The 24,785-nt window shown below is 59.0% G+C and carries 20 protein-coding genes and 1 pseudogene; 11 read left to right on the forward strand and 10 right to left on the reverse strand.

What is annotated here, in order from left to right; genetic code table 11:
- Positions 1–8 precede the first annotated feature (8 nt).
- From EVC45_RS27010 to EVC45_RS27035, 6 genes are all read right to left on the reverse strand, one after another.
- On the reverse strand, positions 9–2,471 hold the full coding sequence (locus EVC45_RS27010) for a VirB4 family type IV secretion system protein (RefSeq protein ID WP_129961267.1): 2,463 nt from the start codon (positions 2,469–2,471) through the stop codon (positions 9–11).
- Positions 2,465–2,728, reverse strand: coding sequence for a conjugal transfer protein (locus tag EVC45_RS27015; RefSeq protein WP_035490446.1), 264 nt, complete (start codon positions 2,726–2,728; stop codon positions 2,465–2,467). Before EVC45_RS27015 ends, EVC45_RS27010 begins: the two co-directional genes overlap by 7 nt.
- Positions 2,729–2,782: 54 nt before the next feature.
- The gene (locus EVC45_RS27020) at positions 2,783–3,175 is read right to left on the reverse strand and encodes a conjugal transfer protein TrbC (RefSeq protein WP_129961269.1); all 393 of its coding nucleotides are present in this window, start codon (positions 3,173–3,175) and stop codon (positions 2,783–2,785) included.
- Positions 3,176–3,193: 18 nt separating this feature from the next.
- A complete protein-coding gene (locus EVC45_RS46225; protein ID WP_373683071.1) occupies positions 3,194–4,156 on the reverse strand; it encodes a CpaF family protein in 963 nt (320 codons plus the stop codon).
- Positions 4,157–4,744: 588 nt separating this feature from the next.
- The gene (locus tag EVC45_RS27030; RefSeq protein ID WP_129961271.1) at positions 4,745–5,629 is read right to left on the reverse strand and encodes a TrbG/VirB9 family P-type conjugative transfer protein; all 885 of its coding nucleotides are present in this window, start codon (positions 5,627–5,629) and stop codon (positions 4,745–4,747) included.
- Positions 5,626–6,327, reverse strand: a complete 702-nt coding sequence (locus EVC45_RS27035) for a type IV secretion system protein (RefSeq protein WP_129961272.1) — start codon at positions 6,325–6,327, stop codon at positions 5,626–5,628. The genes EVC45_RS27030 and EVC45_RS27035 overlap by 4 nt, the downstream gene beginning before the upstream one ends.
- Here EVC45_RS27035 and EVC45_RS45760 point away from each other — a divergent pair.
- The 4 genes and pseudogenes from EVC45_RS45760 to EVC45_RS46925 all read left to right on the forward strand — a co-directional run bounded on the left by EVC45_RS45760 (position 6,326) and on the right by EVC45_RS46925 (position 8,454).
- Positions 6,326–6,475: a hypothetical protein gene (locus EVC45_RS45760; protein WP_168991543.1), complete on the forward strand. Its 150-nt coding sequence runs from the start codon at positions 6,326–6,328 to the stop codon at positions 6,473–6,475. The genes EVC45_RS27035 and EVC45_RS45760 overlap by 2 nt on opposite strands.
- Positions 6,476–6,733: 258 nt before the next feature.
- Complete coding sequence (locus EVC45_RS46915; RefSeq protein WP_248295269.1) at positions 6,734–7,234, forward strand: helix-turn-helix domain-containing protein; 501 nt, start codon at positions 6,734–6,736, stop codon at positions 7,232–7,234.
- Positions 7,235–7,286: 52 nt separating this feature from the next.
- Positions 7,287–7,889, forward strand: a pseudogene (locus tag EVC45_RS46920) (RNA-guided endonuclease InsQ/TnpB family protein); the annotation flags it as partial.
- A gap of 121 nt (positions 7,890–8,010) precedes the next feature.
- The gene (locus tag EVC45_RS46925; protein ID WP_248295270.1) at positions 8,011–8,454 is read left to right on the forward strand and encodes a hypothetical protein; all 444 of its coding nucleotides are present in this window, start codon (positions 8,011–8,013) and stop codon (positions 8,452–8,454) included.
- Positions 8,455–8,606: 152 nt separating this feature from the next.
- Here EVC45_RS46925 and EVC45_RS27050 read toward each other — a convergent pair whose 3' ends face one another.
- On the reverse strand, positions 8,607–9,983 hold the full coding sequence (locus tag EVC45_RS27050; RefSeq protein WP_129961273.1) for a replication initiation protein: 1,377 nt from the start codon (positions 9,981–9,983) through the stop codon (positions 8,607–8,609).
- Positions 9,984–10,822: 839 nt separating this feature from the next.
- Between EVC45_RS27050 and EVC45_RS27055 the strand changes: the two genes are divergently transcribed.
- The 4 genes from EVC45_RS27055 to EVC45_RS47690 all read left to right on the forward strand — a co-directional run bounded on the left by EVC45_RS27055 (position 10,823) and on the right by EVC45_RS47690 (position 16,788).
- Positions 10,823–12,031 (forward strand): ParA family protein, encoded by a 1,209-nt coding sequence (locus tag EVC45_RS27055; protein ID WP_129961274.1) that lies wholly within the window; start codon positions 10,823–10,825, stop codon positions 12,029–12,031.
- The gene (locus tag EVC45_RS27060) at positions 12,028–13,011 is read left to right on the forward strand and encodes a ParB/RepB/Spo0J family partition protein (protein ID WP_129961275.1); all 984 of its coding nucleotides are present in this window, start codon (positions 12,028–12,030) and stop codon (positions 13,009–13,011) included. The genes EVC45_RS27055 and EVC45_RS27060 overlap by 4 nt, the downstream gene beginning before the upstream one ends.
- 813 nt (positions 13,012–13,824) lie before the next feature.
- Positions 13,825–14,796, forward strand: coding sequence for an RNA-guided endonuclease TnpB family protein (locus EVC45_RS27065; RefSeq protein WP_129961276.1), 972 nt, complete (start codon positions 13,825–13,827; stop codon positions 14,794–14,796).
- A gap of 1,866 nt (positions 14,797–16,662) precedes the next feature.
- Positions 16,663–16,788 carry a hypothetical protein gene (locus EVC45_RS47690; protein ID WP_306770796.1) on the forward strand — a complete coding sequence of 42 codons (126 nt, stop codon included), beginning with the start codon at positions 16,663–16,665 and terminating at the stop codon, positions 16,786–16,788.
- A gap of 472 nt (positions 16,789–17,260) precedes the next feature.
- On the opposite strand, the gene EVC45_RS27080 is transcribed toward EVC45_RS47690, so the two are convergent.
- From EVC45_RS27080 to EVC45_RS27090, 3 genes are all read right to left on the reverse strand, one after another.
- Positions 17,261–18,460: an RNA-guided endonuclease TnpB family protein gene (locus EVC45_RS27080; RefSeq protein ID WP_129961278.1), complete on the reverse strand. Its 1,200-nt coding sequence runs from the start codon at positions 18,458–18,460 to the stop codon at positions 17,261–17,263.
- A gap of 331 nt (positions 18,461–18,791) precedes the next feature.
- Positions 18,792–18,953 carry a hypothetical protein gene (locus tag EVC45_RS45765; protein WP_168991544.1) on the reverse strand — a complete coding sequence of 54 codons (162 nt, stop codon included), beginning with the start codon at positions 18,951–18,953 and terminating at the stop codon, positions 18,792–18,794.
- A gap of 726 nt (positions 18,954–19,679) precedes the next feature.
- Entirely contained in the window at positions 19,680–20,537 is an 858-nt protein-coding gene (locus tag EVC45_RS27090; RefSeq protein WP_129961280.1) for an MBL fold metallo-hydrolase, read from the reverse strand.
- Positions 20,538–20,964: 427 nt separating this feature from the next.
- Here EVC45_RS27090 and EVC45_RS27095 point away from each other — a divergent pair, with 427 nt between their 5' ends.
- From EVC45_RS27095 to EVC45_RS27105, 3 genes are all read left to right on the forward strand, one after another.
- Positions 20,965–21,240 (forward strand): HU family DNA-binding protein, encoded by a 276-nt coding sequence (locus tag EVC45_RS27095; protein ID WP_129961281.1) that lies wholly within the window; start codon positions 20,965–20,967, stop codon positions 21,238–21,240.
- Complete coding sequence (locus EVC45_RS27100) at positions 21,237–22,421, forward strand: YhcG family protein (protein WP_129961282.1); 1,185 nt, start codon at positions 21,237–21,239, stop codon at positions 22,419–22,421. Before EVC45_RS27095 ends, EVC45_RS27100 begins: the two co-directional genes overlap by 4 nt.
- A 1,067-nt stretch (positions 22,422–23,488) precedes the next feature.
- Positions 23,489–24,517 (forward strand): sensor histidine kinase, encoded by a 1,029-nt coding sequence (locus EVC45_RS27105; RefSeq protein ID WP_129961283.1) that lies wholly within the window; start codon positions 23,489–23,491, stop codon positions 24,515–24,517.
- Positions 24,518–24,785: the final 268 nt, after the last annotated feature.

Consider the following 24,785-nt stretch of genomic DNA (forward strand, 5'->3'; position numbering starts at 1 on the left):
TGGGTTTCCTAGTCGAGAGTCAGCATTTCGCGCACATAGGCCTCGCGCCAGTCCGGTGCGCCGGACGTGTAGTGCCTGTCGAGCACCGCCTGCGCGCGGCCGTCCGAGCGCAGCACCGCTAGCGTTTCCTTCGGGAAGCTCGCCTGCAGCATGCGGGTCTGGTCCGGCGTCACCCACAGGTAATCGCGGTTCGGCACGGCGTTGGCCAGCATGTCGATCTGATGTTCCGTCAGCCCGAACAGGTCGCGATACAGATGCAGGTTGTTCTTTGCATCCTTGTTGGGCAGATAGAAGATGTTGGGAATGTTCTCTTTGAGAATTTCAAAGTTCGGGATGCGGGCCACCTGGGAAAGCGACTGCGTCGCGAGCAGTAGCGTCGCATTCAGCTTGCGGATGGTGACTGCCCAGATTTCCAGCCGCTGGTAGAAGCGCGGATACTGGAAGAAGAAGCCCGCCTCCTCCACTTCGATGACTGTGTAGCGCTTGCCGTCAAGCCATTGCGCGATACGGTAGAACGCGTAATCCATGAACAGCGCCGCGGCCACCGGATAGTTCTGGAACAGGTCGCCCATTTCGATCGAGATGTCGTCGGACAGCGAGAAGGCGTCGTCGATGTGGTCGAAAAACCGGCCGTTCTTTTCGCCCTGGGTCCAGACGGCGAGCCGCTCGCGCAGCTCGATCGGCAGAAGCGCGTTCAGGTTGGACAGTGTCCAGAGGTCTCGCGGGTAGCCCGTACCCAGGACCGTGACTTTCTCGAAAATCGTGCGCTGCTGTTGCGGCGAGCATCGGAAGTCATCGTCCTCGATCGCCATCTGTACCCATTCGGCGACGTACGGGAAGTGCTTTGAATCGTGCAGCAGCGAAAGCGGATTGACCGAGGTTCCGGCCTCAAAGCGCCCCGTCGCGTCGACGAACCGTCCGCCCGCGAGCAGGGTCGGGATGCGGGTCGAGCGGTCCTTGTCGAACCGGATTCGCCGCGCCTTGTGGCGCCCGGTCTGGGAGACCAGGAAATTCAGGAAGATCGACTTGCCCGCGCCAATCGGGCCAATCACGAGCGCGTGCGACTTGCCGCCCGGATGGTGCAGACTCACGCGCTGCAGCGTCTTGTGACGGGTCGGCAGCATCGTGAGCGGCCCGGTCTTCTCACCGGACTGCTGCGTGAGCCACGCATTGACCGTGTCGCCCTCCGATACGCTGCGCACCGGGGCGATATCGGACACGGCCGGCGTTTCGACAAACTGCAATCGCCTCTGCTGGTCCCACCGGCCCGGCAGCGTCGTCTGCCAGGCGGCAAACAAATTGTCCCGCTCGAGGATCACGCCGAATCCCGCGTTGCCGATGCGGCCTATCACCTCGCGCGTTGCGTCGTCGCATTCGTCGACCGTATCGCCATAGACGATCACCGAGACGTTCGCAAAGCCATACTGCTGCCCGTCCGCGACCAGTTTGGCCAGCGCCTTTTCCGCTTCATCAGCGAGACGCTCGCGGCCTTCGTCGTTTTTCTGCTCCTCCTTCGAGAAGTAGGCCTTGAGGATCGACCAGGGGTTGAACGCCGCGACCTTATAGAACTTGCGGATTTTCTCGATGTACGCGCTCGCCTTCGTTGTGTCCAGAAAGCGGAACATGACGCACACGTCCAGTTCGGCGTCGACTTCGGCGAGCACGTCCAGTGCGGCTTCCTGAAAGCCCATCCACTCCTTGACCGCGATGATCTTCGCGTACCGTTTGCCGTGCGCCGATTCGAACATCAGCGTGTCGGCACCGATCGTGACTTCGCTCTCGGTCAGGTGCGTATCGAGCATCGTGACGGGATACCGCACGCGCCGAGGCGGCACCGACGGATTGGCCGCCTGATGAAGGAACGCGAGCGCGTTCTGCAACTGCAGGCGCTTCATCCTCAGTCGCGTGACACCACCCTTGAACGCATCGATCACGCCTTCGAACCGCTTGATGTCAGACGTCAGCCGCTCGATATCAAAGGCGAAGGCACTGCGCGCAAGCACCGAGTCCTTGATCGTCTCGAAGATCGCGAGCGGCATCGATTTGCCGCCCACCGTCATGTGATACGCGACCTTCTCGAAGATCTTGTTGACGCCGGTCTCGGGCGTGAAGGCGAGTGCGAGCGAATGCGTATTGCGGAAATACCGGCCGCTCGCGACATGAGCGCGGTTGATTTCGTCGACACGCGCGTCCATCGAGGAATCGAATGTCCCACCGATGTCTCCCTTGACGCGCCGGTGCGAGAGCTTCCACCACGCCGTGATCCGGTGGTCGAAATTCTTGCAGGCATGATCCAGGTTGTCGCGCGCGGCCGAAATATCGGAGGCGTTCGGGCTGTCCGCGTCCACGCCTTCAAACGTATAGACGGTCAGGAGCGACCCGTCCTTGTCGAGGATCAGTTCGGGCGTGACCATCGTCGCCCACGGGGCGATTTCCTGGATCGAGCGGCGCTTCAGGCTCTTCTTCAGCATGGCAGGTCCTGATCAAATCCATAGGGACGTTTGAATCGGGCCGAAAACTTCGCAGTCGGCAGGGGCTCATACACGTCCGCGTAGCGGTTGTAGACGAGCATGACCTGCTTCCACCACGGATCTTTCGAGCTTTTCCAGCGCAACAGCCAGTGCACCGCGATCCCAACGACGAGGAAGGTTGGCGTCATGCTGGTGTAGCAGAGCAGCATGGTCATCGTGCCGTTGGCGATCGCGAGTCCGCGATCTGCCCCGCCCATCTGGCGAGGCAGCGAAAGAGAGCGGCTGACGCGGGTTGGCTGACGCATGTGAGTTCAGGTGCAGGTGTAGGTGACGTGGAGATGGTTCTTCACGATCGGAATTGCGCACGCGGCGAGCCCGAGGCCGACGAAGACCGTCGAAATGATCTTGCCGATGGTGCTTTCCGAGTTGCCGATCGCGACCGCGCCGACGATGATCAGCACGATGCCGATGCCGTACAGCCAGGGACCGCTGATATAGGCCGAGATCAGACAGATGACGTCCGTCGCGGAACCGAGGTCGGTCAGGTCGGTGGCCGAAGCGAACGGCGCCAATGCGGCGAGCGAGGCGCCCACCAGAGTCGAACGCAGCTCCCGACGCGTCAGGAAGCGCGTCCAGATCAGTCGGCTCAACGCTCGCGTGCGCTCGCGCGCGGTAGCGAGAAAATCAGACGGGTACTTCTTCATAAACGGCACTCCGATGGGTTAGAAAACGCGGTTGAGAACGTAGTCGCCGTCCCTGAAACCCTTGATTTCGAGGATTTCGGAAACGTGACGCAGCTCGCCTGTGCGGCGAAGATGAATGACGTAGTGGAAGCAGTCGGCCACCGCCTTGCGCATATCTGCCAGTTCCCACCGGCTGCCCGGCGGCACGCCGAGCATGGCGAGACTTTCGAGGCGGCTCAGCCCGCCACGCGCGTCGTTGGCGTGGATCGAGCCCATGCCACCGTCGTGACCCGTACTCAGCGCCTGGATGAAGTCGTAGGCCTCACCGCTTCGGACTTCGCCGACGATGATCCGGTCGGGCCGGAAGCGCAGACACAGGGCGACGAGCAGCTGGGTCGTGACACCCTTGTCGGGGTTTGAGAGCAGCCGCACACGATTGGGCGCGGTCAGCTTCAGTTCCATCGTGTCCTCGACCGTGATGACGCGTTCGTCCTCAGGAATCTCGGCATTGAGCGCGTTGAGCAAGGTGGTTTTGCCGGACGAGGTGCCGCCGGCGACGAGGACATTCCGGCGTGCGCGAACCATCGCGCTCAGGGCCTCGCGCAAGGCATCGTCCTGGATGTCCGGCGGGAAGAGATCGAGTTCCTTTTCCTTGCGGGCGTTCACGAGAGAGAACGCGCCCATGTTCACGTAGTCATGCAGCGAGAGGTGCTTGTCCCGATGCTTGCGGATCGAAAGCGCGTTGCCGTCGATCGCGGTTGGCCGCATCACCGATGCGATACGCAGATTCTTGTGTCCCGCGTTGATGATCCCCTGCGCGGTACCAGCGACCGCCGACTTGTCGACCGATGCCGCCAGCGCGCTGATCGCGCCGTCAAGCACCGCTTCGTTAAGCGTGAGGTCAAGGCGCTCCATCGTGCCGCGGCGCTCGATCCAGATGTTGCTGAAATCGTTGATCATGATTTCGGCAACGTCGGGCGCGTCAATGCCCGCTGACGCCAGCGCGGCGGCGACCTGTGCACCGGCTGAACCGGCGGCAGCCTGCTGGGCGGACGCCTGCTGCGCGGCGATCTGCTGCGGCGTGAGGATGCCCGGAGGCAAGGTCGCCTGCACGGACCCGGAATCCTTGACCTTGACACCGGGACGGAAGATTGCCGACGCGTAGATCGCATCGTTGTCCGCCTGTGTCTTGAGTTCGCGAGTGCGCTGGTCAGCGACGAAGTTGTCCACCGTCAGACCTGGCGCGAGGCTGGGCGCCGCGGCCGATGCAGCACGCGGCAATGCGGCAGCTCGCGCCTCGGAGGCCGCAATCCGTCGTGCGGCCGATTGCTGGTCCTCAATGATCTTGTCGACGTCCTGGGTGCTGGTTGACTTGTCGACCACCTCCGCCTGTTTGGCCTTTTTTGCCAGTTTCGCTTCGTCGTCGGCCTTCGCGCTCTCCTTGACCTGATAGTAGAAGCCGAGTGCGGCAATGACGACAGCAGCGACTACACCCGCGCTGATCAGCGCATTGCGTGGCGACTTCCCCTTCACGATCTGCGCCTGCGCGCCCGTTGGCTGTCCGTTTAGCCCTGTCATGTGCGCGTGCCCTCAGAATCCGAAGACGCCGGGACGACCGCGCCGGATCGTGACCTGGTCATCGGCAGCGCGCAGGACGATCTCGTTGGCCAATTCCTGCACGACGATGTACTGCCCACGACGGATGAAATTGGGGCTGACGTTATCGCCGTGGTCCTTGACGATCGGCACCGCGAAAGGCGCGTTCGCAGGCAGACGCAACCACACCGACTTGCCGTCATCGAATACGGTCTCGGGACGGAACGGCGCTGAGCCGGATACCTTGTAGTCGAAGTTCAGCTTATCGGGCGATACACCGAGCGGGCCAGAATCGTTCGCATTAGGTCCACCCTGCCCCGCGTCCGCCGTCTCAGCGTTGCCGTCCTCGCGCGCGTGAACCTTGGCCATCAGCGAACCGGGATAGTTAAACCGCACCGTCTGATAGAAGAGGCCGCCCATCGGCGACGAGACGAGTGTCATGTCGTACTCGCGCTGGTTCGTCGTGAGGTGCAGCGTGTTGACCAGACCCGGCTTGACCGGCTTGATAAAGACGTGGTTCGACCCGTCGGTATCGACGATCCACTGGATCGAATCGCCAAGCGCGGGCTCAGTCGCCAGCACTTCTCCGCGCGCCAGCTCGATCGTCGTCGTCTTGAGCGGCGCAGTCATGATGCGGTAGATCTGGTCCCGGCTATACGGAAACACCGCCATGCGGGCGTCACCGGGCATCGTGATCGGATCAGTACCGGCGTTATAGGGATTCACCGGGCTCATCGGATCGCTCATCGCAGTAGCGATATCGAAGGATGCGGACGACACAGGGCTTCCCTTCCGTGCTGCAAACACTGGCGAGCAAACCACCGTGACGCAGGCGAGAGCCGCGACCCACGAGGCGAGCGTGCGGGAGTCGATCATCATTGGGTCTTCTGGATGGAGAACAACGGATAAAAGATGCCGAAAGGATTCAGGCCCAGCGCGTCTTCTGAAGTCGGCGGAATGATCTGGTAGCGGAACGTCAGGGCGTACTTCTGCACGGCCGGCTTGTCGGTCGGCGATTGCGTCGTGCTTGTCGTGAATTCCACCACCGCGGTCGAGTCTTCGAGCATCGCTACGTTGGTCACGCGCACTTCACGCACCAGCTTCGGGTTGAGCGTGATCTGCTGGAACGGTGCATCGATCTTGATCCAGTCGCCGAACTGGTTGCGTGCATTGCCGACCATCATGGCCTTCACGCCGTTGATGTTGCGGGCCATGCGCGAAGTCTGGATGTCATCGGTGAGCACCGGCTCGATCGTGAACCATCGCTCGACGGTCTCACGAAGTGAGGTGCGGATAGCCTGATCGTCCGGCTTGTACGCCGTCAGTTGCGCCACGACTGCATGGCCGTTCGCGTCGCCCGACACACCATAGGCCTTGACGACGGACGGCGCAGGATTTCGGGTGTAGATTGCACCGCCAGCAATGAACACGAGAATGAAGCAGAACGTCTTCCAGTGGTTCGCTTCAACGCGCAGACGCGAGCCATTGTCGAAGATGATCTTCTCGGGATCATCTTCGGAGTAGCCGCCAGGGGCGGTAGACAGTGCTATCTGCTTTTTGCTGCGGAGAAAGGACATGACGGTCGATCCATTTGGGCCGACTCCATTGAATCAGTCCGTATGGGAAGCAAGTCATGCAAAAGAGGTGCGATTATTGGGTGCTTTCTGGGCTGAGGGGCTCGGCGATGCATCGCGTCAGCCGGCTGACGGGCTTAAGGCGAAATGATGACGATTTAGGGGTAGCTTTCGAGGCGGCAACTGAGAGCGTATGCGAATAGGATCTTGGCTGTTACATGGGTTACATGGAATCGCCCAGTCGCGTCGTTGATTTAAAACGAAAATGTAGAGCTTTTGGCGTCAGCCGGCTGACGGAAGTTTCGGCGATATCAAATCAACATGCCTTGTTCTTCAAAACGCGACCTCTGATCGCCCTAGTAATGCCTAAGCTTCCTTGACTTCGCATATTCGCGGTTACGATTGAGTCATGGAACGCCGCAGAGTCACCTTCAAGCTTTATCCGAATGCTCGGGAGGCCAAACGCCTCGCGGGCTGGATTCGCCTGCACCGTGAGCTGTATAACGCGGCGCTCGAGGAGCGCATTGACGCTTACCGCAAATGCGGCAAGTCGGTCGGCTACTACGAGCAGCAGAACGCGCTACCCGAGGTTAAGGCGGCTCGCCCTGAGTTCGTCGAACTCGGCTCGCACGCGTTGCAGCAGACCCTGCGCAAGCTGGACCTCGCGTTTCAGGGGTTCTTCCGGCGCGTCAAGGCCGGCCACACGCCTGGCTTCCCCAGGTTCAAGGGCAGCAAGCGCTTCTCAGGCTTCTGCTATCCCGATCCGGCTGGATGGAAGCTCTTGCAGCACGGCGGCCGCGGTGCCACGCTGCGCATCGGCAGCGGCAAGGACGCCATGTCGATCCGCGCGCGCGGCCGGCATCGTTTCGTAGACGGCGCCAAACCCAACGACTTGACGATCACGCGCTAATGGCGATTGGTTCGCCTCGGTCACGCTTCGGGTAACGGAAGATGCGTGCACACGTGCCCGTACCGGCGACGCACACCGCGGCGTGGACTTCGGCCTCAACGATTGGGCGACCTTCGATGACGGCGAGACGATCGGCAACCCGCGGTTCATGCGCAACGAGATGCCGCGCATAGCCGATCTTCAGCGTCAACAGGCACGCAAGAAGCGTGGCTCCATCCGGTACAGGAGGCTCGGCGCTCTGGTGACGAAGGTGCATGAGCGGATCGGCAATCTCCGCCTCGATTTCCTGCACAAGGAAACCACGCGCATGGTCAAGGCATGCGCGGTGCTCGCGACCGAGGAACTGCGCATACAGAACATGAGCCGTTCGGCCAAAGGCACGCAGGACAAACCCGGTCGGATGGTCAAACAGAAGGTCGGGCTGAATCGTGAGATTCTGTCGGCTGGATTGGGCATTGCCCATCAGATGCTCGCGTACAAAGCGGTAGAAGCTGGTACGCGATTGCATGTGGCGAACACACGCCAGTTACGACCGTCGCAGCGCTGCGCGGCGTGTTGGGAGATCGCGCCCAAGACGCCGCGCAGCGCACGCATGTGTGCGCGCATTGCGGACACACAGCGCCACGCGACCAGAACGCAGCATCGGTCGTCCTGATCGATGCGCACACGCTTGGAACGGGCGTGGCGGCGAGACCGAAACCTCTGTCGCGGCAACGCGCCAAGTCAAAGTCTGTGACCCGCGAAACCCCTGCTACAGCGCCGCGAGACGCTTAGCGATGGGAGAGTTCATTCGGCAAATCTGGCAATCGCAAACTGAAATGGCTTCAGCCGTGGCCATTTCGAAACCGCACGTCACCCGGTTGCTGCGCGCAGCAAAAGTTCCAGACGAAGTTGTCCATACTTTTGGCGGCGTACATCGCATTTCCTTTGAAACCGTTGAGAGACTCGCGAAGATTAAAAAGGAGAGCGGGCGCATGCTTTTGATAGCTCGCGCGGTGAGCCTTGGTGCCCGTTCCGATCTCAAGGTGCACGAGATATTCGCGGGCTTGGCTTCTGAGTTTTTGGCGCCGATCCGAAAACAAGTCGTGAGGCTCGCACGCCATAACGATGAAGGTTACATCAGGCTGTACTCGCCGCAGTTGAGCCGCATGTCCTCAGATCTTCCGCGTCTTGAGAGGACAATCAACACTGTTTTGAATGGGGTGTTGCTACTGATCTGAGAAGCTTCCGGTAGAGAACGACGCGCGCGTTGAGCCGTATCGTTATTGTCGCTAGGGCAGAATGCGTCTCCGGAAATTTCGATACAGGAAAGACGCCAGCCGAAACTCGGAGCTCTCTCCGGCCAACATTCGATACAAACATCAAACTAAGGCTAGCGAGACTTGCCAGACCTCGACCTGTTAAATACATAGCCCGCGAATCCGTCTTTTAGGTCGGGGTACTTCTGGATAGTGGGTTCAGTCAAATCGCTCGTTGGATCGATTCCCAGCCGACGCAACGTGAGTTTGCCTGCGGGAGTGACCTTATAGGTCCGTCGCCAGTCCTCTCGCTGTCGAAGTGTCGCGGCTTCATAAGCTTCCCATCCGCGCTGGACTTCTTCGACTCTGCGGTCCTGAGCATGTACATCCTGCGCCGCGACCCGCAATGCCGCCCGACTTATAGCCTGTTCTTTCACTTCGACTTCGCGCTGTTCTGTCAGAGCCAACGTCTCCTGAATCTCAATCATTTGACGCTCAGCGTCGGAGATGATCCACCCCTCCTTCAATGCCTTCATGAAGAATCCTGCTGGACTCTTCGACACCTTACCCAGTTTCAAGCTGAAACGCGTACGCTCGATTGCCTGTTCCAGTCGCTCATCGTTGTAAGTGTCGCGCGATGCCGCGATCTGGTTGAGCTGAGCGCTGGACAGCCCGAACTCCTGCTTCAACGTTTGATAAATCGCTTGCGCCTGCTCGTGAGTGTGAAGGATGCGCTCAGCCATCTCTTTGCGCTCGATGCGAAACTTCAGGCGACCGATTTTCCGAGACCCCTGCTCGTTGCGAGTCTCGTACGAAAGCCTCAGGTCGGAGACCTCGTTGATCTGTTCGATAGCGGGTACTAGCCAGTCTCGTTTGAAATACTTGAACTCGTTTGCCTTGGCACCCATTGCGCCTTGCCACAAACGCAATTCATCGAGCGTGAACCAATCCGTTTCTCCGTCATCCGCGTAGGGAAGCAAGTGGTCGTACATGACCCGTGCGTAGCTGAGCGTGAAGAGTGACGTAATACGCAGGCTCAGCCAATGCGACTTGCCGGGACCACGTATGATGTCTACGAGATCCGGGGGCACTCGAAACTGGAAGCGGCCACCTGAGTAGGAAATGCGTCCAATCAGTTGCACTGACCCAAAGGGTTTTTCGCCATCGGCGTCCGGCGCGGTGGTCGCCTGAATCAATGCCCGTTGGGCTTCTGTGATGACTTGCTCGAGATGTGCGTTGTTACGACTCGAGTAACGCATGAGCCACTTGAAGTAGTCCAGCTCTACGTCATAAAGACTGCGTATCTGTTCGTCCTGAGCAACGATGAAATACGCCGCATCGATCAGACGTCGAGCGGCGACGCCTAAATCGATAATTCGGATGAGAACGTTCTTTCGCGCGAAGCCAATATCGGACCGCGCTGTGTCGACCGGCAGATCCTGACCAGTTGCGTCGTCGAACAAAGCCAAGGCCAGTTGCCGCGATGTGGCTACCTGCCCTGCTGTCGTCATACGGCCCCCCTAGCTCGTGGTCAAAGATACTTGGAGCGGTACGGTACCGACGGGAAGGTGCCAAGTCAACACAGATCACCTCACCTTGCGGGGTGGTCGACACAGAACCCCTCACCTTTCCACCGCCTGTCGTCACAATTCGTCTCACCCTCCCCGCCAAATCGCCTCACCTTGCTGATCAATTTGCTTCACCTTGCCGTGGTAAACGCCTCACCTTGGTTCTCAATTAACAGCACCTTCGACACAATTCGTCTCACCTTGCGTGTTTAACTTATTGTTTTTAAAGGAAACTGCGAATCACGTTAGTTGTTTGTCGGTTTTGTTTATTTGTAAACACTAACCACTAGAACCTCTATTGAGCAGGACGAACGAGCTGTAGTAGAGCGGTGAGGTTCGGTCACGCGATGGTATTTGAGAACCGCATTGCCCGTAGGCACGGACTGGAGCCTTCAACACAGGTCGACGGCAGGGCCTTCAGCGAAGGTGAGGAAAATTGTGTGACGCACAAAAGGGGGACCAAATTTCGCCGCTTTTGCCACGATAAGGTGAGGCGTTCTGTGTTGGCATGGTTGGCCTTTCGACGCCGGTCCCGGTGGCCCTCGCTCCCCTTCTGCGATTTTTCGTTAAAGTCGTCCGCTAATCAGATCAGATAAGCTATTGAAAGAAAAGGGAAAAATTGTTCGGGGCGATCGTCCTTACTTTTATGATCAGATTTCGTTGGCAATTCTCTGGTGGGATGAGTATTCTACGGTTCGACGCGTGATCCAATAGAAACCGTAGAAACAGATGGTGAGCGTGAAGAAATCATCTCACCGTCGATAAAACATAGGAACTGCAAAATGAATTTGAGCGAATTGCCCGGGATAGACAGGCGCGTGAAGCTCTCCAATTTGGGGGAGTTCGCTGAACGCCTGTCGGTGATGGCGAATGAACTGCGTGACCAAATTCTAGCTCCGAGACCTCGCAAGAATCCTCCAGTATTCACAATTGGCGAGCTGGGAGAGCTATGCGGTATCGACCGCCAGAAAATTAACTATCTGGCGACCAAGGAAGGCGGTGAGCTTCCGCCGGGTATGGCGCATGGTACTGGCAGGGCGCGCATCTTCTCTCTTAAAGAAGTTCGCACGTGGGTGCAGCAAGTATCTGACATCTACCAGACTCCGCTGGTCACCGGCACGCGGGAACATCGTGGCCGCGTGTTGATCACGGCGAACTTCAAAGGGGGGTCTTGTAAGACCACTACCACCATGTGTCTTGCGCAAGGTTTGAGCTTGCGTGGTCGCAAGGTCCTTGTCATTGACCTCGATCCGCAGGCGTCCCTTTCGGAGCTGTGCGGGCTCTACGCGGAAAAAGACGTGACGTGGGAGGACACGGTCCTCCCTTTCATTTATGACCCGAACATCGAAGGCGGGCTCGCAGCGAAGGTTCAAAGCACATATTGGGATGGCCTAGACGTCATCCCTGCACACAATTACCTTCATGATGCTGAATTTCATCTTCCTACTGCGCAGCAGACAAACCCAGGCTTTGAATTCTGGTCTGTCCTTCGCAAGGGAGTTGAACCGCTCCGGGCCCAATACGACTACATCATTCTGGACACCGCCCCGTCTCTTTCCTACATGACCCTTAATGGTCTCATGGCGGCAGATTCGATGGTTATGCCGTTGGTTCCGGAGAGCTTGGACTTTATCTCCTCGGTATCTTTCTGGTCTCTGTTCGCCGAGGTAGCGCATGGTTTTGTGGAGCATGAGGTCGATAAAACGTACGACTTCATCTCTGTCCTCCTGTCTCGAGTGGACTATGGAACAACATCATCAGCGCCGGTCGTCCGCTCGTGGTCTCAACGTGCATACGGGGACTGGCTTAACACAACGGAGGTCCCGGCCAGTTCCGTTATGAGCAACGGCGCGTTAGCCTTCTCGACGGTCTTCGACCTATCGCGTTCTGATGCTGTTGCGAAAACTTTGGCCCGGGTGAAGCAACCGCTGCTGGACTACTGCAAGTGGATCGATGATCAATATGTCGCGCAATGGAGGGCTGGACAATGAGCAACTTGCGTGAGCGCATGATGAGCAAGACTGCCGAGGTCCGGGCCGCGAAGGACATTCAGCTTGACCAGCAGGAAGAAAAACCCACAAGCCCGCGAACCGCCCCAGGGATGGCAGGCGCGTTGGCTCAGGCACAACAGCGAATTGTTCAACTTGAGAAGGCAGGCACAGCGTCAGACGTTACCGTTGCGGACATCGTTCCTAACCCGTGGCAGCCACGGAAGGTGTTCGATGAAGCGAAGTTGAGGCAACTCGCGGAATCGATTCGCGAAGCGGGACTGGTTCAACCGATCGTGGTTCGGCGGGCGGCGCATGGCCATCAGATTGTTGCCGGCGAGAGACGTTGGCGCGCCCACAAGATGATCGGTAAGGAGACGATCAAGGCTGTCATCATCGATCTTTCGGATGAAGAGATGGCGATGTTAGCCCTTGTGGAAAACGTCGTGCGCGACGACCTGTCCGACTACGAGATCGCTCGCTCTATCCGTAGCACAGAGAAGGAATTTCCCAACCGGAAGCGTATGGCGGAAGGTTTGGGTATTTCTCGTTCGGAACTGTATCGCTTCCTCGCTTTTTCTGATCTTCCGGACTTTGTGGTCAAGGATCTGGACATACAGCCCAGGCTATTGGGGGCAACTGCCGCGGAGGGGCTCGTGTCGGTCTTGCGGGACAAGAATGAGAAAGCGGTCGACGTCGCTCGAGAGGTATGGGGAAGAGTGGTGTCGGGGGAACTCGATCAATCGAAACTCGCGAGAACGATCAAGCAAGCCATTCAAAGCGGGGACAATGGATCACGCGGTGTGAGTGACCGCAGCATCGAGAAGATATTTGCGGGAAAGAACCAGGCCGGGTCGATTACGAAAGATGCTGTGGGATTTACCGTGAAGATCCGAGCCGGAATGCTTTCGGACGAAAAGGAGAAGCAGATACGGAAGCTCATAGCGGAGCTTTTTTCTGCCGGTAACAGCAGTGCTGATTGAGAGCAATCGATAAAAAGTGCCCCAAGCGGGCACTTTTTTTGGGGAGCCCCATCGTTAATTGATGGCCGTTGGTGTGTCCCAAATTGGGACACGCGTCCTCTGCCACGGCAAAGCTCAGCGATTCGAGATCACCTCCCGCAGCAGATTCGGGAGTTTGTGTTGTCGGGGACTGAAAGTGGCAGCGACGCTCCGACTTGCTGAACGAGTGTCCCAAGTTGGGACACGTCTTTTCTCGCGCGCTGCGTCGCCGGTAAGTCTGAATTACACGACTCAGCATTTGAGGTCCAGAGGCCGCATCGAGGCATCTCCGGGGCGCGGTGAAGGCACTGCAAAGGGCGCAAGGTCCGCCCCGTTGCAGCTAGCGGTCGATACGTCGTCTTCAAGGAAGAGACTTAAAGGTCCGCTCCCGAACGTGGCGAGCATCATTGCGTCGGCTGCGACCAAGTCGATTCGCGATCTGTGTTCCCGACAACAGATCGAGCTTGGCCTGCACGCGCGCCAAGCCCCGTCGTTCGCCGGAGGAAAAGAAAGCGCGGACGCCAAAGGGTGTTCTTGACACCGCGTCAACACTGATGCGATTGCCTGCGTGCAACGACTTCAGGCCTATACATTCGAACTGATGCCCAACGGCGTGCCAATGCGCTTCATGCCGTATCGCTGGTGCCTGCCCGTTCGTCAATAACAAGGCGCTGGCGTAGCAGTTCAAACGCTAGGCTTGGCCACGCCGGGTTGTGTAAGGAACTCACCCACGTGGCGCAATAGCGGAGAAACGGCACGGTTGGCCGACGACCCAGTTCACCCCTGCAACAGAGCGTGAATGACCTTGGACGCGCGGACGCCGGATTCTTCGAGAAGTGCGCGACGCTCCCGCAGTCCAGGAAGCGAGGCCAGTACGACACCTTCCCCTACCCCAATCCGAAACAGATCCGGCTCGATCAGAGTAACGGGCGAATCTTCCTGCCCAAGGTCGGCTGGATACGTCACCGCGAGAGTCGCATGGTGCTAGGCGCACTGCACAGCGTCACGGTCAGCCACTCGGCGGGAAAGTGGTTCATCTCAATCCCGACACGGCGTGAGGTCGCGAAGCCTCTTCCGCAGGCAACCTCGGTTGTCGGCATCGACGTGGGTATTAGCCGGTTTGCCACGTTATCCGATGGTTTGCAGCTGGAGCCGCTCAACAACTTCAGGCGGCACGAGAAACATCTCGCGTGCGCCCAGCGCAGCCTGAGTCGCAAGGCCAAAATTAGCAGCAACTGGAAGAAACAGAAGGCGCGCATCCAGCGCGTCCACGTCCGCATCGCCAACGTGTGTCGCAACTACCTTTACGAGGCCTCGGCCCCGATCAGCCAAAACCACGCACTCATGTGTGTCGAGGACGGCGCGCAACATGTCGAAGTCGACTGCGGGCCCGCACGGATATCCGGGCAAAAAAGCGATTCCCGATCAACGCTGGATCGACTTCCGGCCTCAACCGGATCACCAGCTCAAGTGGCAGGGTGGGTGGCTCATTTCCGTGCCGCCGCGACATGCGAGCCAGACGTGCCCGTGCTGGGGGCACGTCTCGGCAATAACCGCACCAAACAGGCGGAATTCCTCTGGATTGCGTGCGGGTACGGGAACCATGTCGATGTGGTCGACCCAATCAACGTGCGTCGCCGCGGCAAAGCGCTTCTGACCAGTGAGGGGCCGGACATGCCCTCGTTGGTCTGTGGAGAGATAGTGCAGTCAGGGTGCTCCGGGGAAACAAGAACCCGACCGAAGCGACGACGCATGATGCTCCTCTAAGAACCCCGGCCTTTGGGGCGAAGGCTGTCACACACGAACAAGTATCGCTTGGAGAATCTTGCCGCATCGCTGCGCCCCTACAAATGACTCAGTCCTCGACGTGAGGTCGCAAGCGCGATGGATGGTCTGCGGCGGCATTACCCGCTATCGCGAACCTTTAGTGGCGATACAGAAAGCGCTCCGGGCGGTCCAAATACAGCGCCTGATTTGGGGCCTGTGGGGATTCCGCACTCTGTGAAATCGCGAGCGCGTCGAGGCAGCTGTCAATGACACATCGATAGCACGGACGGAACTGCCCTCGACAAAGATGCCTGGCATAACTAAGAAATTGTTGTCCTGCGGACCGGAGGCTTAGTTGGAAACTCGGAATTTTCGCGGCAGATTGGCGCGCCGCTTCCGTGAAACATTGGCGAACAATTTCCGCTGCCTCCAAAGCCCCGTCTGTCAGGGATTCTTTCGACTTCCCCCTCAATTGTTTCACGGCCAAATTCCCATATGACCGGCAAAAAGGCTGCAAGCTGTCGCTCGGACCGAGCCTTCGACGTCGGGATGGACTAAACGTAGCGAATACTACGTAATTTGTAACGCTGCTGCGAATTTCTGCTCGCGGCTGTTCGAGGGGCTTTCCGTCAATGATGCGGTGAATGCGTCTTGACGAGACAAGAAACTCCGCAGACGTTCATGAGGAACCTACACCCGCGAGATCGCGGACGTAGTGGAATCCACGCGCGCGGCGTAGATGCGGACTTGCTACCCGGCCTGGTCGCCTGAAAGAATTTTGCAGACGCTGTCTGAATGATCGCCAGCGCAGGGGCCAATGGTCACGGGTGTACCAGCGCGCATTGTCTCCGAACTGTCCTTTGTCGCACAGGTTTTTCCTCTCTTGGCGTTCGCCTGCTTTCCGTGAAGATGGAAGTCGCCCGAGAATTCTACGAAATGGAGACCCTGCGCGAACGTTCGTCGGTGCGTCCTTGAATTCGTGGACATCAAGGACAACCCGCGAATCATCGAGACTATAGTGGCTTGGCTTGGCTTGGCTTGGCTTGGCTTGGCTTGGCTTGGCTTGGCTTGGCTTGGCTTGGCTTGGCTTGGCTTGGCGTTCCGGCCGCCCATTGCACAGAAGCTAGGGTCTACAATGCAGACCCTTTGAACGGAAGGTGTCCGCTTTGCCACGAACAAAGAGCTTGGAAACTTCTAAGGTTGTCGCGGTTCGGATAGACCCGAGCGTCGAGCGCAGACTTCGATTGCTCGCCGAGACTAGCGGCCGTAAGCAGTCTTTTTTCCTCCAACGACTCATCGAAGAGGGTATAGGCGCACTGGAGGAAACCTGGTTGCCTCCACAGCTGCTTGAACAGGTCCGTGCCGGACAGGTCCCCCAGTTAACCGAAGATCGCTCCGAACCAGACCTTTTTGACCGACCTGCCCCTTCAGACGAGTGGGCAGCTCATTTGCCTTTCGTCAGGTGACGAATATGCCCAAGCAAGTGTTGCCTCTGGACAAGGGCATCTCGTCGAGTGGCGTCCGGGATCGGGGTCGGTCGAGACTCCTCGACTAGCCGGTGGACGAGACGTTGTGGTTGCTTATCCGTGAAAACCTAAAAACGGAACCGGAGCATCGCACTGGCCTACGTCGAGACCTTGCGACAAGTACGCTCGCAGGACGCGAAACCTATGTGACGGCGAGGAGGCTATGCTTGAGCGTTTTCAGCGATACTGCGAATGCGGCGTAGGAAGCCGCGGAAGGCCGCGAGGCAGGCGAGGAGACGGCGAACAACGAAATCAGCGAGGCGCCGTTGAATTCCTCAAGCAGACTCGCCGACTCGCGGGCGCCGATCGAAACCAGCGACACGTAATAGCGGCGTCTTAGATGCCACGATTCAACGAAAATATTGAGCATTACGAAGAAGTGGCGGATGAAGACGGCGAGCAGGCACCGCGTTCGCTAGTTGAAAAAAGACTGCTGTCGGCGACGCCCCTACCCGTTTTGAAGTAAAAGAACACGCCGGATCCAGCGAAAGTCAGGATCGTTGCAGGCTAGCTGATACCGTCATGGTTCGCGAGCCGACCCCGCGCCGAATCGTTGCGCTGTGAAGCCGCGGTCCTAAATCGAGCACCCGTCGTCGCTGCGGAAAGGCACGCGGGGGAGGGTGGCACCTACCAGCTAGCAACCAGTTTTGCGGGTTTTGCTCGAGCAGAAAGGATACTCCGGATAGTAGCCAGAGATTTTTCCGCGATCGGAGAAGACGCGTGCCGACGCGCTGCCGCAAACTCTGGAGTTCTAACACCTAGGCGTCTGCAGACGGTCGAGAGATAAGGTTTGCCTGATCCCGCGCATTGCTCGACGGAGGTGGCGATCGCCGCATCTCCGACATGCCTGCGAAGCCCCTCAAGCGTTTGCCGGGGGGTCTTTCTCGTTGTAGACCGTTCTCCAAAACCTACGCAAGCCGCTGCATAGCTGACTAATGCTACGCAGCGAGATTGCTGTCTGGTTCCTGCTTCACAGAGGCCGGTTTCGTCGCACGCTTGCGCGCGCGGCCAGAGCCTTCCTCTCCACAGGCTGAAACCGCGGAACTCGCGGCCATCTTCTTCAGATTGATCGCGGCATTCACGTCGCGGTCATGCACGCTCCCGCACGACGGACATACCCACTCGCGCACATTGAGCGGCATCGCTTCGACCTTATGGCCGCAGTCCGAGCACGTCTTGCTGCTCGGGAACCAGCGATCGGCGAGAATCACCCGCCCTCCACGCATGTCGACCTTGTATTTAACCTGCCGGCGGAACTCATAAAAACTCATGTCGGCAATCGAACGCGCGAGGCGCCGATTCGCAATCATGCCGCGCACGTTCAGGTCCTCTATGCCGATCGTGTCGAATCGGCGCGCGAGGTCCGACGTTAGTTTGTGCAGCGCGTCCGAGCGGATATCGGCGATGCGGGCGTGAAGACGAGCCAACTTGGCGCGGGCCTTCCGGCGGTTCGCGGAGCCTTTCTGCTTGCGCGAGAGGCCACGCGACAGGCGCCGCAGGTGATCGAGCAGAGCCGTGTGCGCCTTCGGGCCGGGGATCTTCTCACCGGTCGAGAGCGTCGCCATCACGGAAATTCCGAGATCAACACCAACCGCGCCTTGGTTTTTGGCTTTGGGAAGGTGGGACACATCGGGGACCTTGACGGTGATGCTCACAAACCAGCGGTCGGCCTTTCGCGAGACGGTGGCCGACACGAACTTGCCGACGAAGCGCAACGACTCGCGCATACGCACCCAGCCGAGATTGGGGATGCGAATGCGTGAACCGTCGACGGAGAACTGATCGTTGGAAAGGCTGAAGCGGTCATCGACGCCTTTCTTTCGGGACGTCGGATACCGATTCTGGCCGGAAAAGAAACGCTTGAACGCCTCGCCGAGTTGGATGATAGCTAACTGCGGGGCGCACTTGGTCACCTCAAGCATCCAGGGAAACTGCTCGCGCTTGACAGCGTTAAGTTGGCGACGCAGCGCCGTTTGCGACGGCTTTGGCAGCGTCGGATCGGCCTTGTGCGACTCGTATTGCCGCTTCCACTCGGCGAGCGCCCAGTTGTACGCGAAGCGCGCCGTGCCTGCTGCACAGGCCAGATACTTGGCCTGTGCGTTGTTCGGGTCGAGGGCGATCCGGTGAGCGAGGATCATTTCTGCGTCTTCTCCACGGCTTGGCAAACTCCATCGAGCTAGATTCGCATAGCATTGCCTAGTTTCAAACCAATCTGCTTAAGCCCTGACCAGATGCTCTACAGTACTGTATTTAAATACAGTACTGTAAATATATACAGGTTTCTGCTGATTGGCAAGCGCCAATGCCAGTTCGAGCAATTTGGTTAGCCAGATGCAACTAACGGTCAAGCACAGCCGTTATCTGTGAGGTTGCGATGCTGCGAGGCCGTGCTCAAACGCACTGGTCGCGTCGAACGTTGCCGTGCAGCGTTGTTTCCGGCAGGATCATGGGGTCCGTACTCCCTTCACTTCACCCCGCATGGCCGATCGCCTCGAACTTGTCGCCCTCGCGCTGCCCGCTGACTGCGCGCCAGAATCGCTTCCAGTTTCTGTCACCCGATTCGTCGCGGCCTGCTGGTCCGGCATGAGCCGCGCCCAGTTGCTCGACCGAGCGCGCCGGCTGGGATTGCAAGCCTCGCTGCGCGTGCGCCCGGAGCTCGGCCCCGAAGGTGCACGGCTGTATGCACTGGTGCTGGCGATCGGGGAGGTATGCGTCGAACTCATTGCACACGTGCGCAGGCTCGCACATCGCGGTGGTGCACGACGTGCGAGGGTCTCGTTACCGCCAGTCAGGGACGCACGGCAAAGGGAGCTTTTCTGACTTCGCGTTGCATGGTTTGCGCGTGTCGGTAGGCCTGCTCGGCACGGGCCTACCAGACTGCGTTGTAGAACACGATCCGCCCAGTGATTAAGCTGTTCGCGGTTGAGCGGCCTTGGATCGCGCGAGTAGTGGCGAGCAACGTTTGGGATACGGTAGAAGATTCTCTCCGCAGTGCGGAGAGAGTCTTACCTCGTCAGAGCTGATGAGCCTCTCTCTCTGACCAGAATAATTGGCCAAGTAGGATTTCCGAATCACTGATTTGGAAATCCCGGACGCAGGCCTGCACGACAAAATCCGGATCACCGGTTCGGATCTTCTCGCTTCAACAGTTAGCCGAGTGTTTCCCGTTGTCCTGAACGCACTATGTGCGGCTGTTGCGATAGACGCGCTCGTCCAAAGAGCGGGCGTTCTACGAAACAGCATCCGAAGAAACAATCGAGGATCCGTCGACCTTGTCGCATAAGGCGAGCTTCGAGGTGGGTTCCGGAAGCCGATGAAGCAGAACGATGTCATACCTGACGGCGTATTCCGGCGACTTCAACCCTTCCGCATACGAACAACTAACGCCAGCAGGCGGGCACGCATCTCTTCGGCCGGCAAGTGAGTAGGCCAACCGTGACCAGGCAGCAACCAGTCGAAGCGATACGCGGATAGCTTGCCAAGCGATTCGGTGAGCTCAGACCATGAATACCAGCACGCATCCCTGAATGCGATCAAGTCCCGCGCGCGCGGGCTCCAGGCAAGCGAATCACCCGTGAACAACACGCTGTCATCGAGCAGGTACACGACGCTACCGCGCGTGTGGCCGGGCACGGGGATCGCGCGCACACCGGCCGCAACGTCCGTCGCCGATCCGTCGTCGAGGACGTCCGTTGCATAGGGCGCAGCCGACAAGTCTGCCCAGTGAATCCAGACGCGTGCGCCGACTTGCCGTGCGTATTTATCTGCGTCCGCTACATCGTCACGATGCGACAGAAGGATGTGCGCGATACCACCGCTGTCATCAAACCATTTCACGAGTTCCGCCGCATGGCGCGGTGAATCGATCAGCAGATTGCCGTCCGGACGCTTCGCAAAGTAAGAGTGCGCGCCAAACGACGACCGCGCGTTAAATCCGCATCGCCACACAGCCGACGTGATCGGCTCTGGAAAGATCGCGCCGCGCGGACGAGGCTGCTTCGTTTCACTGCGTACCGACGCCGTAGGACATATAAGCATCGCGAGCCAGGCAGCGAGGTGCTCTTCGGGTGTAGCGGGCTGCCGCATGAAGACGCTCTTGTCGTTTCGTTCGACGATCAGCCCAGGCGCGACGTGACGCGATGCACCGCAATTGATGCACGCTGTGTCGATGTACCACTCGCCTGGGACGGAATCGGCGTTGCGTGTCGGCTTCATTCGATGCTCACGGTCCGGAAAGCCACGGGCGCAATGCGCGGGAAGGCCAACCTGGGTTCCATCCGGTACTGTTACTCGATCACGAAGGCGTCGGCGAGGCAACCGATCGACCAGTCGTAGCGGTTAGCGTGCGCAATGTCACCGTGGGTGTTACCCAGCCGACGATCGTTGGCGTTTCGTGGTACTCGGACCGATGGTTACGCGACAACTAAATTGCAGTTGCTCGTATAGTCCTCGCGTTGCGCGGGTGCATCAGTAACTATTTGTCACATGCGCGCCGTACCGCGAATGCGAGAGTGAATTCCGCGGCGCACCGTCGACGGGGCATAGCACACACTACGTCGACCGGACCCAGCGTGCCGCGGATTTGCCAGCGTGCGGCGTGATGCGGTAGGGTGCCGGTTTCACACGCAGAGCAGGGCCGGCCATGAAAAGACAGGAACTCGTTGATAGGGTGGCTGCGGGCACCGGTGACAGCAAGACCGCCACGTCTGAGGTGAACGCCTTGTTCAAGGTCTCCACGCACGCGGTCGCAGGCGACGATCCAATACGGCTGGCCGGATTCGATACGATTTCGGTAGGGCGCCGCCCGGCCCGCACCGGCCGCGCTTTATCGACGGGAGCAGAAATCCATATTTGCGAGGCGAAGACGGATAAACTCACTGCCGGCAAATCGATCAACGAGGCGGTAAACGCGTCATGACGAAACTCCTGATCGCGCCTGACGACTACGCCGGGCTACACGATGCCGTTGTCGGTGTGGTCGAGTCCGCACGACAAGCCGCCGCGCGCAACGTCAATGCAGTGATGACTGCCGCCTACTGGGAGATCGGGCGGCGCATCGTCGGTAGTGAGCAGGGTGGCAAGGCGCGCGCCGGCTACGGGCAGGCGATCATCGCACACCTCGCCGAGGATTTGACAAGCCGTTTTGGCCGCGGGTTCGGCCGGGCCAATCTGGCGAGCATGCGGGCCTTCTACCTCGCGTGGCCCGAGGGAGACATTTTCCAGACACTGTCTGGAAAATCGGCGGCTCATCGGAACCTCCAGACAACGTCTGGAAAATCCCCGTCAGCAGACGGAGCCGTCGCCACGGGAGCGGCGACGTCCGACTACCTGTCACTGGCCAGCCACTTCACGCTTCCGTGGTCTGCCTATGTCCGGTTGCTCTCCGTGAAGACGGCCGCAGCCCGGACCTTTTACGAGACGGAAGCGTTGCGACAGGGCTGGTCGGTACGCCAGCTCGACCGGCAGATCGGCAGCCAGCTCTACGAACGACTGGCCCTCTCTCGCAACAAAGCGGCCCTCCTCAGGAAGGCTGGCGATGAGCAGCCGGGCGATGCCGTGACGCCGGAGGAGGCGATTCGAGACCCGTTTGTCCTCGAGTTCCTCGACATTCGGGACGAGTACTCCGAGTCCGATCTTGAGGCGGCCCTGATCCAACACCTCGCGGACTTTCTGCTCGAGCTCGGTGATGACTTTGCCTTCATCGGCCGTCAGCGTCGCCTTCGGATCGACGACACCTGGTTTCGGGTCGATCTGGTGTTTTTTCACCGGCGGTTGAAGTGTCTCGTGATCGTCGACCTGAAGGTCGGTCGCTTCAGCTATGCTGACGCTGGGCAGATGCACCTGTACCTCAACTACGCGCGCGAGCACTGGATGAAGCTAGGTGAAAACCCACCGGTTGGATTGATCCTGTGTGCCGAGAAGGGAGCGGCCGAAGCGCATTATGCGCTCGACAACCTGCCAAACAAGATCGTGGCGGCCGAGTACCGGACCGTGCTACCGGACGAGAGGCTGATTGCTAAGGAACTCGAACGAACCCGCATCGCGTTGGAAGAGCGCAAACAAACCGCTCATCCTGGCGCGGCCGCACGGGAATCCTGATTCCGGTTGCGTGCGTCTCTACAAAAAGCGGTCCGAATAGACGCGGCCGGTGCCACAGAAGGTTTCAGTGTCAACAGGGTCGCATCTTGGCCCGTGGTTGGTAGAGGGGCGGTGACTAATTTATTACGTCTTGGGACGGAGATCTTTATTCCGGTCGGTCGCCCACTAGTATTTAAATGCGTGGGCAGCGGCACGGCACCATATCGACTTGTACTGAACCGGAAAAGCCACAGGACAAAGTACCCGTGACGAGGACATGCGATCAGCCCACCTCGCAGATGTTGGATCAGTGGGCTTCGCCTTGCTCTCGATGACCGTCCCGCGAAGTGAAGTTGTTCCATTCTCCTCCAAAGAATGTCCGTGCTGAGGCCGTCCAACCAGCCCGCGTATTCAAATTTGCTTTCCGGAAACGGGAACTGAAGTTGGACCTGGTTGACGAAGGGAAGCAAAACTGGAACTTCGTGGAGAGGCTGCGGAGAGGCGTAGCAGAGGTGAGGGGCCGACGACTGCCAAACCCATCGGGCTGTAGCCGGCCAACGGCGGGACCGGTGTGGGGACTTGTTTTCGGCATCGTTGTCGCGACGGCCGGCGCGGGGCTTTGGTTCATTGCCAAAGAGAACTTAAACAATACCGACGCTGTGCTAGCAAGGGCGGCGTTGCTGGTCGGTGCGATTTCGTTTCTTTACTCCGGGCGCGAGCTATTTCGCGCTTGGACGGGTCGACGCCTGGATCACTGACGGAAAGGGTAATTGCGCGTCCAAAGCGATTGGGCTCGTCACTTCGCGCGCAACCAGCAGAAAACACCTCCAGCCCTTGGGCACGGAGACTCGCCACCATGAGGCGTCTCCTGTCAAGCCTGTCAGGCCTGTACGGATATCGCGGATTCCGTACACACGCGCGGATGCCCCCACTGGCGTTTTTGCACTGGTAAATTGTTATATCGGCTGGCATGCCTCTATCCGGATACGCCAACATGGTATCTCGGGCCTACGTCAGGGGCGGAGCACGGATATGTATGCACTTAAGAAGCTTCGGCTGTTACAAGGCCAACAATGAGAGAGGGGCACATGCGGTTGGCGGACTTCATCATTCGCAACATCGAGCCGATTCTGGCGCAATGGGAGGCGTTCGCATCCACCTTGACGCCGGCTGCGGGAAGCATGAATTCGTCTGGCTTGCGTGATCACGCACGGCAGATTCTTGAGGCCGTGGCCAAGGACATATCGACGCCACAGACGAAGCAAGAACAACGCGAGAAATCTCTGGGTCATGCTCCCGCGCCGATCGAGGCGACTGAGACGGCTGCGCAAACCCATGCCCTGCTGCGCGCGCAACGCGGCTTCAGTATCAACCAGATGGCCGCTGAATACCGTGCGCTGCGGGCTAGTGTCCTTCGTTTGTGGGCGGACGAATGTCAGCCCAGCACGCCGCATCTGGATGACATGATCCGGTTTAATGAAGCTATAGATCAGGCGTTGGCGGAATCGGTGGCTTTCTTCAACGAGCAGGTTGAGCAGGCCCGCAATCTGTTGCTCGGCATGCTCGGCCACGACATGCGCAGTCCCCTGCAAACGATCGTGACGACTGCGTCATATCTTGCGGCGCTCAATGCCGGCGACAAGGTATCGGAGGCTGCCGCCCGGCTCATCAGGAGCGGCGCTCGCATGCAAGGCCTCCTGGATGATCTATGCGACTTCAATCGAACCAAACTGGGGTTGGGTATCAATATTGTCCCCGGCGACGTCGATCTGGCGGAAGTGCTTGCCGATCTGGTCGACCAGTTGCGTGCGGCTCATCCCGGCCACCGGATCGTTTTGGAGGCACATGGCGATTTGCACGGGATTTGGGATGCTCACCGTATACAGCAACTGGTTGGTAATCTGGTGGTCAACGCCACCAGATATGGCGCGCTCGATTCCCCGGTCCGCGTGGTAGCGACCGGGAGTGATGCGGAAGTCCATATCGAGGTCAGGAATCGCGGTCAGGCGATTGATCAGGTGACGCTAGATTGTATGTTCACGCCGCTCCGCCGCGGCGTGAACGAGCCGGACGCTGTCACTGACCGGCATATTCGAGCCATTCCGGGATCGGCGTAATCGAGCCACCGGATGATCGCCGCAATCGAGCCAGTGCATGATCGGCGCAATCGGGCCACTCGATGATCGGCGTATTGGAGCCACCGCAGGATCGGCGTAATCGAGCCACGTAGCAGGCTCAGTGTTCTGTCGGGTGCCAGCCCGAAACGCATTTCGAATTTCCGCAACCCGGTACCTTCAGGCTTTTTGCCCGGAGGGCCGATGAGTCGAAGGAGGTTCGAAGTGTTTGAGTATCGACAGGTACTGGCGCGCATGCGTCAGGGTGATT

Origin of the sequence: Paraburkholderia sp. UYCP14C, assembly GCF_004197395.1 — a bacterium.
GTDB lineage: Bacteria > Pseudomonadota > Gammaproteobacteria > Burkholderiales > Burkholderiaceae > Paraburkholderia.

Bases quoted from the DNA above. Each gene is read 5' to 3' on its own strand.
- EVC45_RS27030 (WP_129961271.1), bottom strand. From the start codon at position 5,629: ATGATGATCGACTCCCGCACGCTCGCCTCGTGGGTCGCGGCTCTCGCC.
- EVC45_RS27080 (WP_129961278.1), bottom strand. From the start codon at position 18,460: ATGATCCTCGCTCACCGGATCGCCCTCGACCCGAACAACGCACAGGCC.
- EVC45_RS46915 (WP_248295269.1), top strand. From the start codon at position 6,734: ATGGAACGCCGCAGAGTCACCTTCAAGCTTTATCCGAATGCTCGGGAG.
- EVC45_RS27100 (WP_129961282.1), top strand. From the start codon at position 21,237: ATGACGAAACTCCTGATCGCGCCTGACGACTACGCCGGGCTACACGAT.
- EVC45_RS27095 (WP_129961281.1), top strand. From the start codon at position 20,965: ATGAAAAGACAGGAACTCGTTGATAGGGTGGCTGCGGGCACCGGTGAC.
- EVC45_RS27035 (WP_129961272.1), bottom strand. From the start codon at position 6,327: ATGTCCTTTCTCCGCAGCAAAAAGCAGATAGCACTGTCTACCGCCCCT.
- EVC45_RS27055 (WP_129961274.1), top strand. From the start codon at position 10,823: ATGAATTTGAGCGAATTGCCCGGGATAGACAGGCGCGTGAAGCTCTCC.
- EVC45_RS27105 (WP_129961283.1), top strand. From the start codon at position 23,489: ATGCGGTTGGCGGACTTCATCATTCGCAACATCGAGCCGATTCTGGCG.
- EVC45_RS46925 (WP_248295270.1), top strand. From the start codon at position 8,011: ATGGGAGAGTTCATTCGGCAAATCTGGCAATCGCAAACTGAAATGGCT.
- EVC45_RS47690 (WP_306770796.1), top strand. From the start codon at position 16,663: ATGCCACGATTCAACGAAAATATTGAGCATTACGAAGAAGTGGCGGAT.
- EVC45_RS27050 (WP_129961273.1), bottom strand. From the start codon at position 9,983: ATGACGACAGCAGGGCAGGTAGCCACATCGCGGCAACTGGCCTTGGCT.
- EVC45_RS27020 (WP_129961269.1), bottom strand. From the start codon at position 3,175: ATGAAGAAGTACCCGTCTGATTTTCTCGCTACCGCGCGCGAGCGCACG.
- EVC45_RS27010 (WP_129961267.1), bottom strand. From the start codon at position 2,471: ATGCTGAAGAAGAGCCTGAAGCGCCGCTCGATCCAGGAAATCGCCCCG.
- EVC45_RS27015 (WP_035490446.1), bottom strand. From the start codon at position 2,728: ATGGGCGGGGCAGATCGCGGACTCGCGATCGCCAACGGCACGATGACC.
- EVC45_RS27090 (WP_129961280.1), bottom strand. From the start codon at position 20,537: ATGAAGCCGACACGCAACGCCGATTCCGTCCCAGGCGAGTGGTACATC.
- EVC45_RS27060 (WP_129961275.1), top strand. From the start codon at position 12,028: ATGAGCAACTTGCGTGAGCGCATGATGAGCAAGACTGCCGAGGTCCGG.
- EVC45_RS45760 (WP_168991543.1), top strand. From the start codon at position 6,326: ATGACGGTCGATCCATTTGGGCCGACTCCATTGAATCAGTCCGTATGG.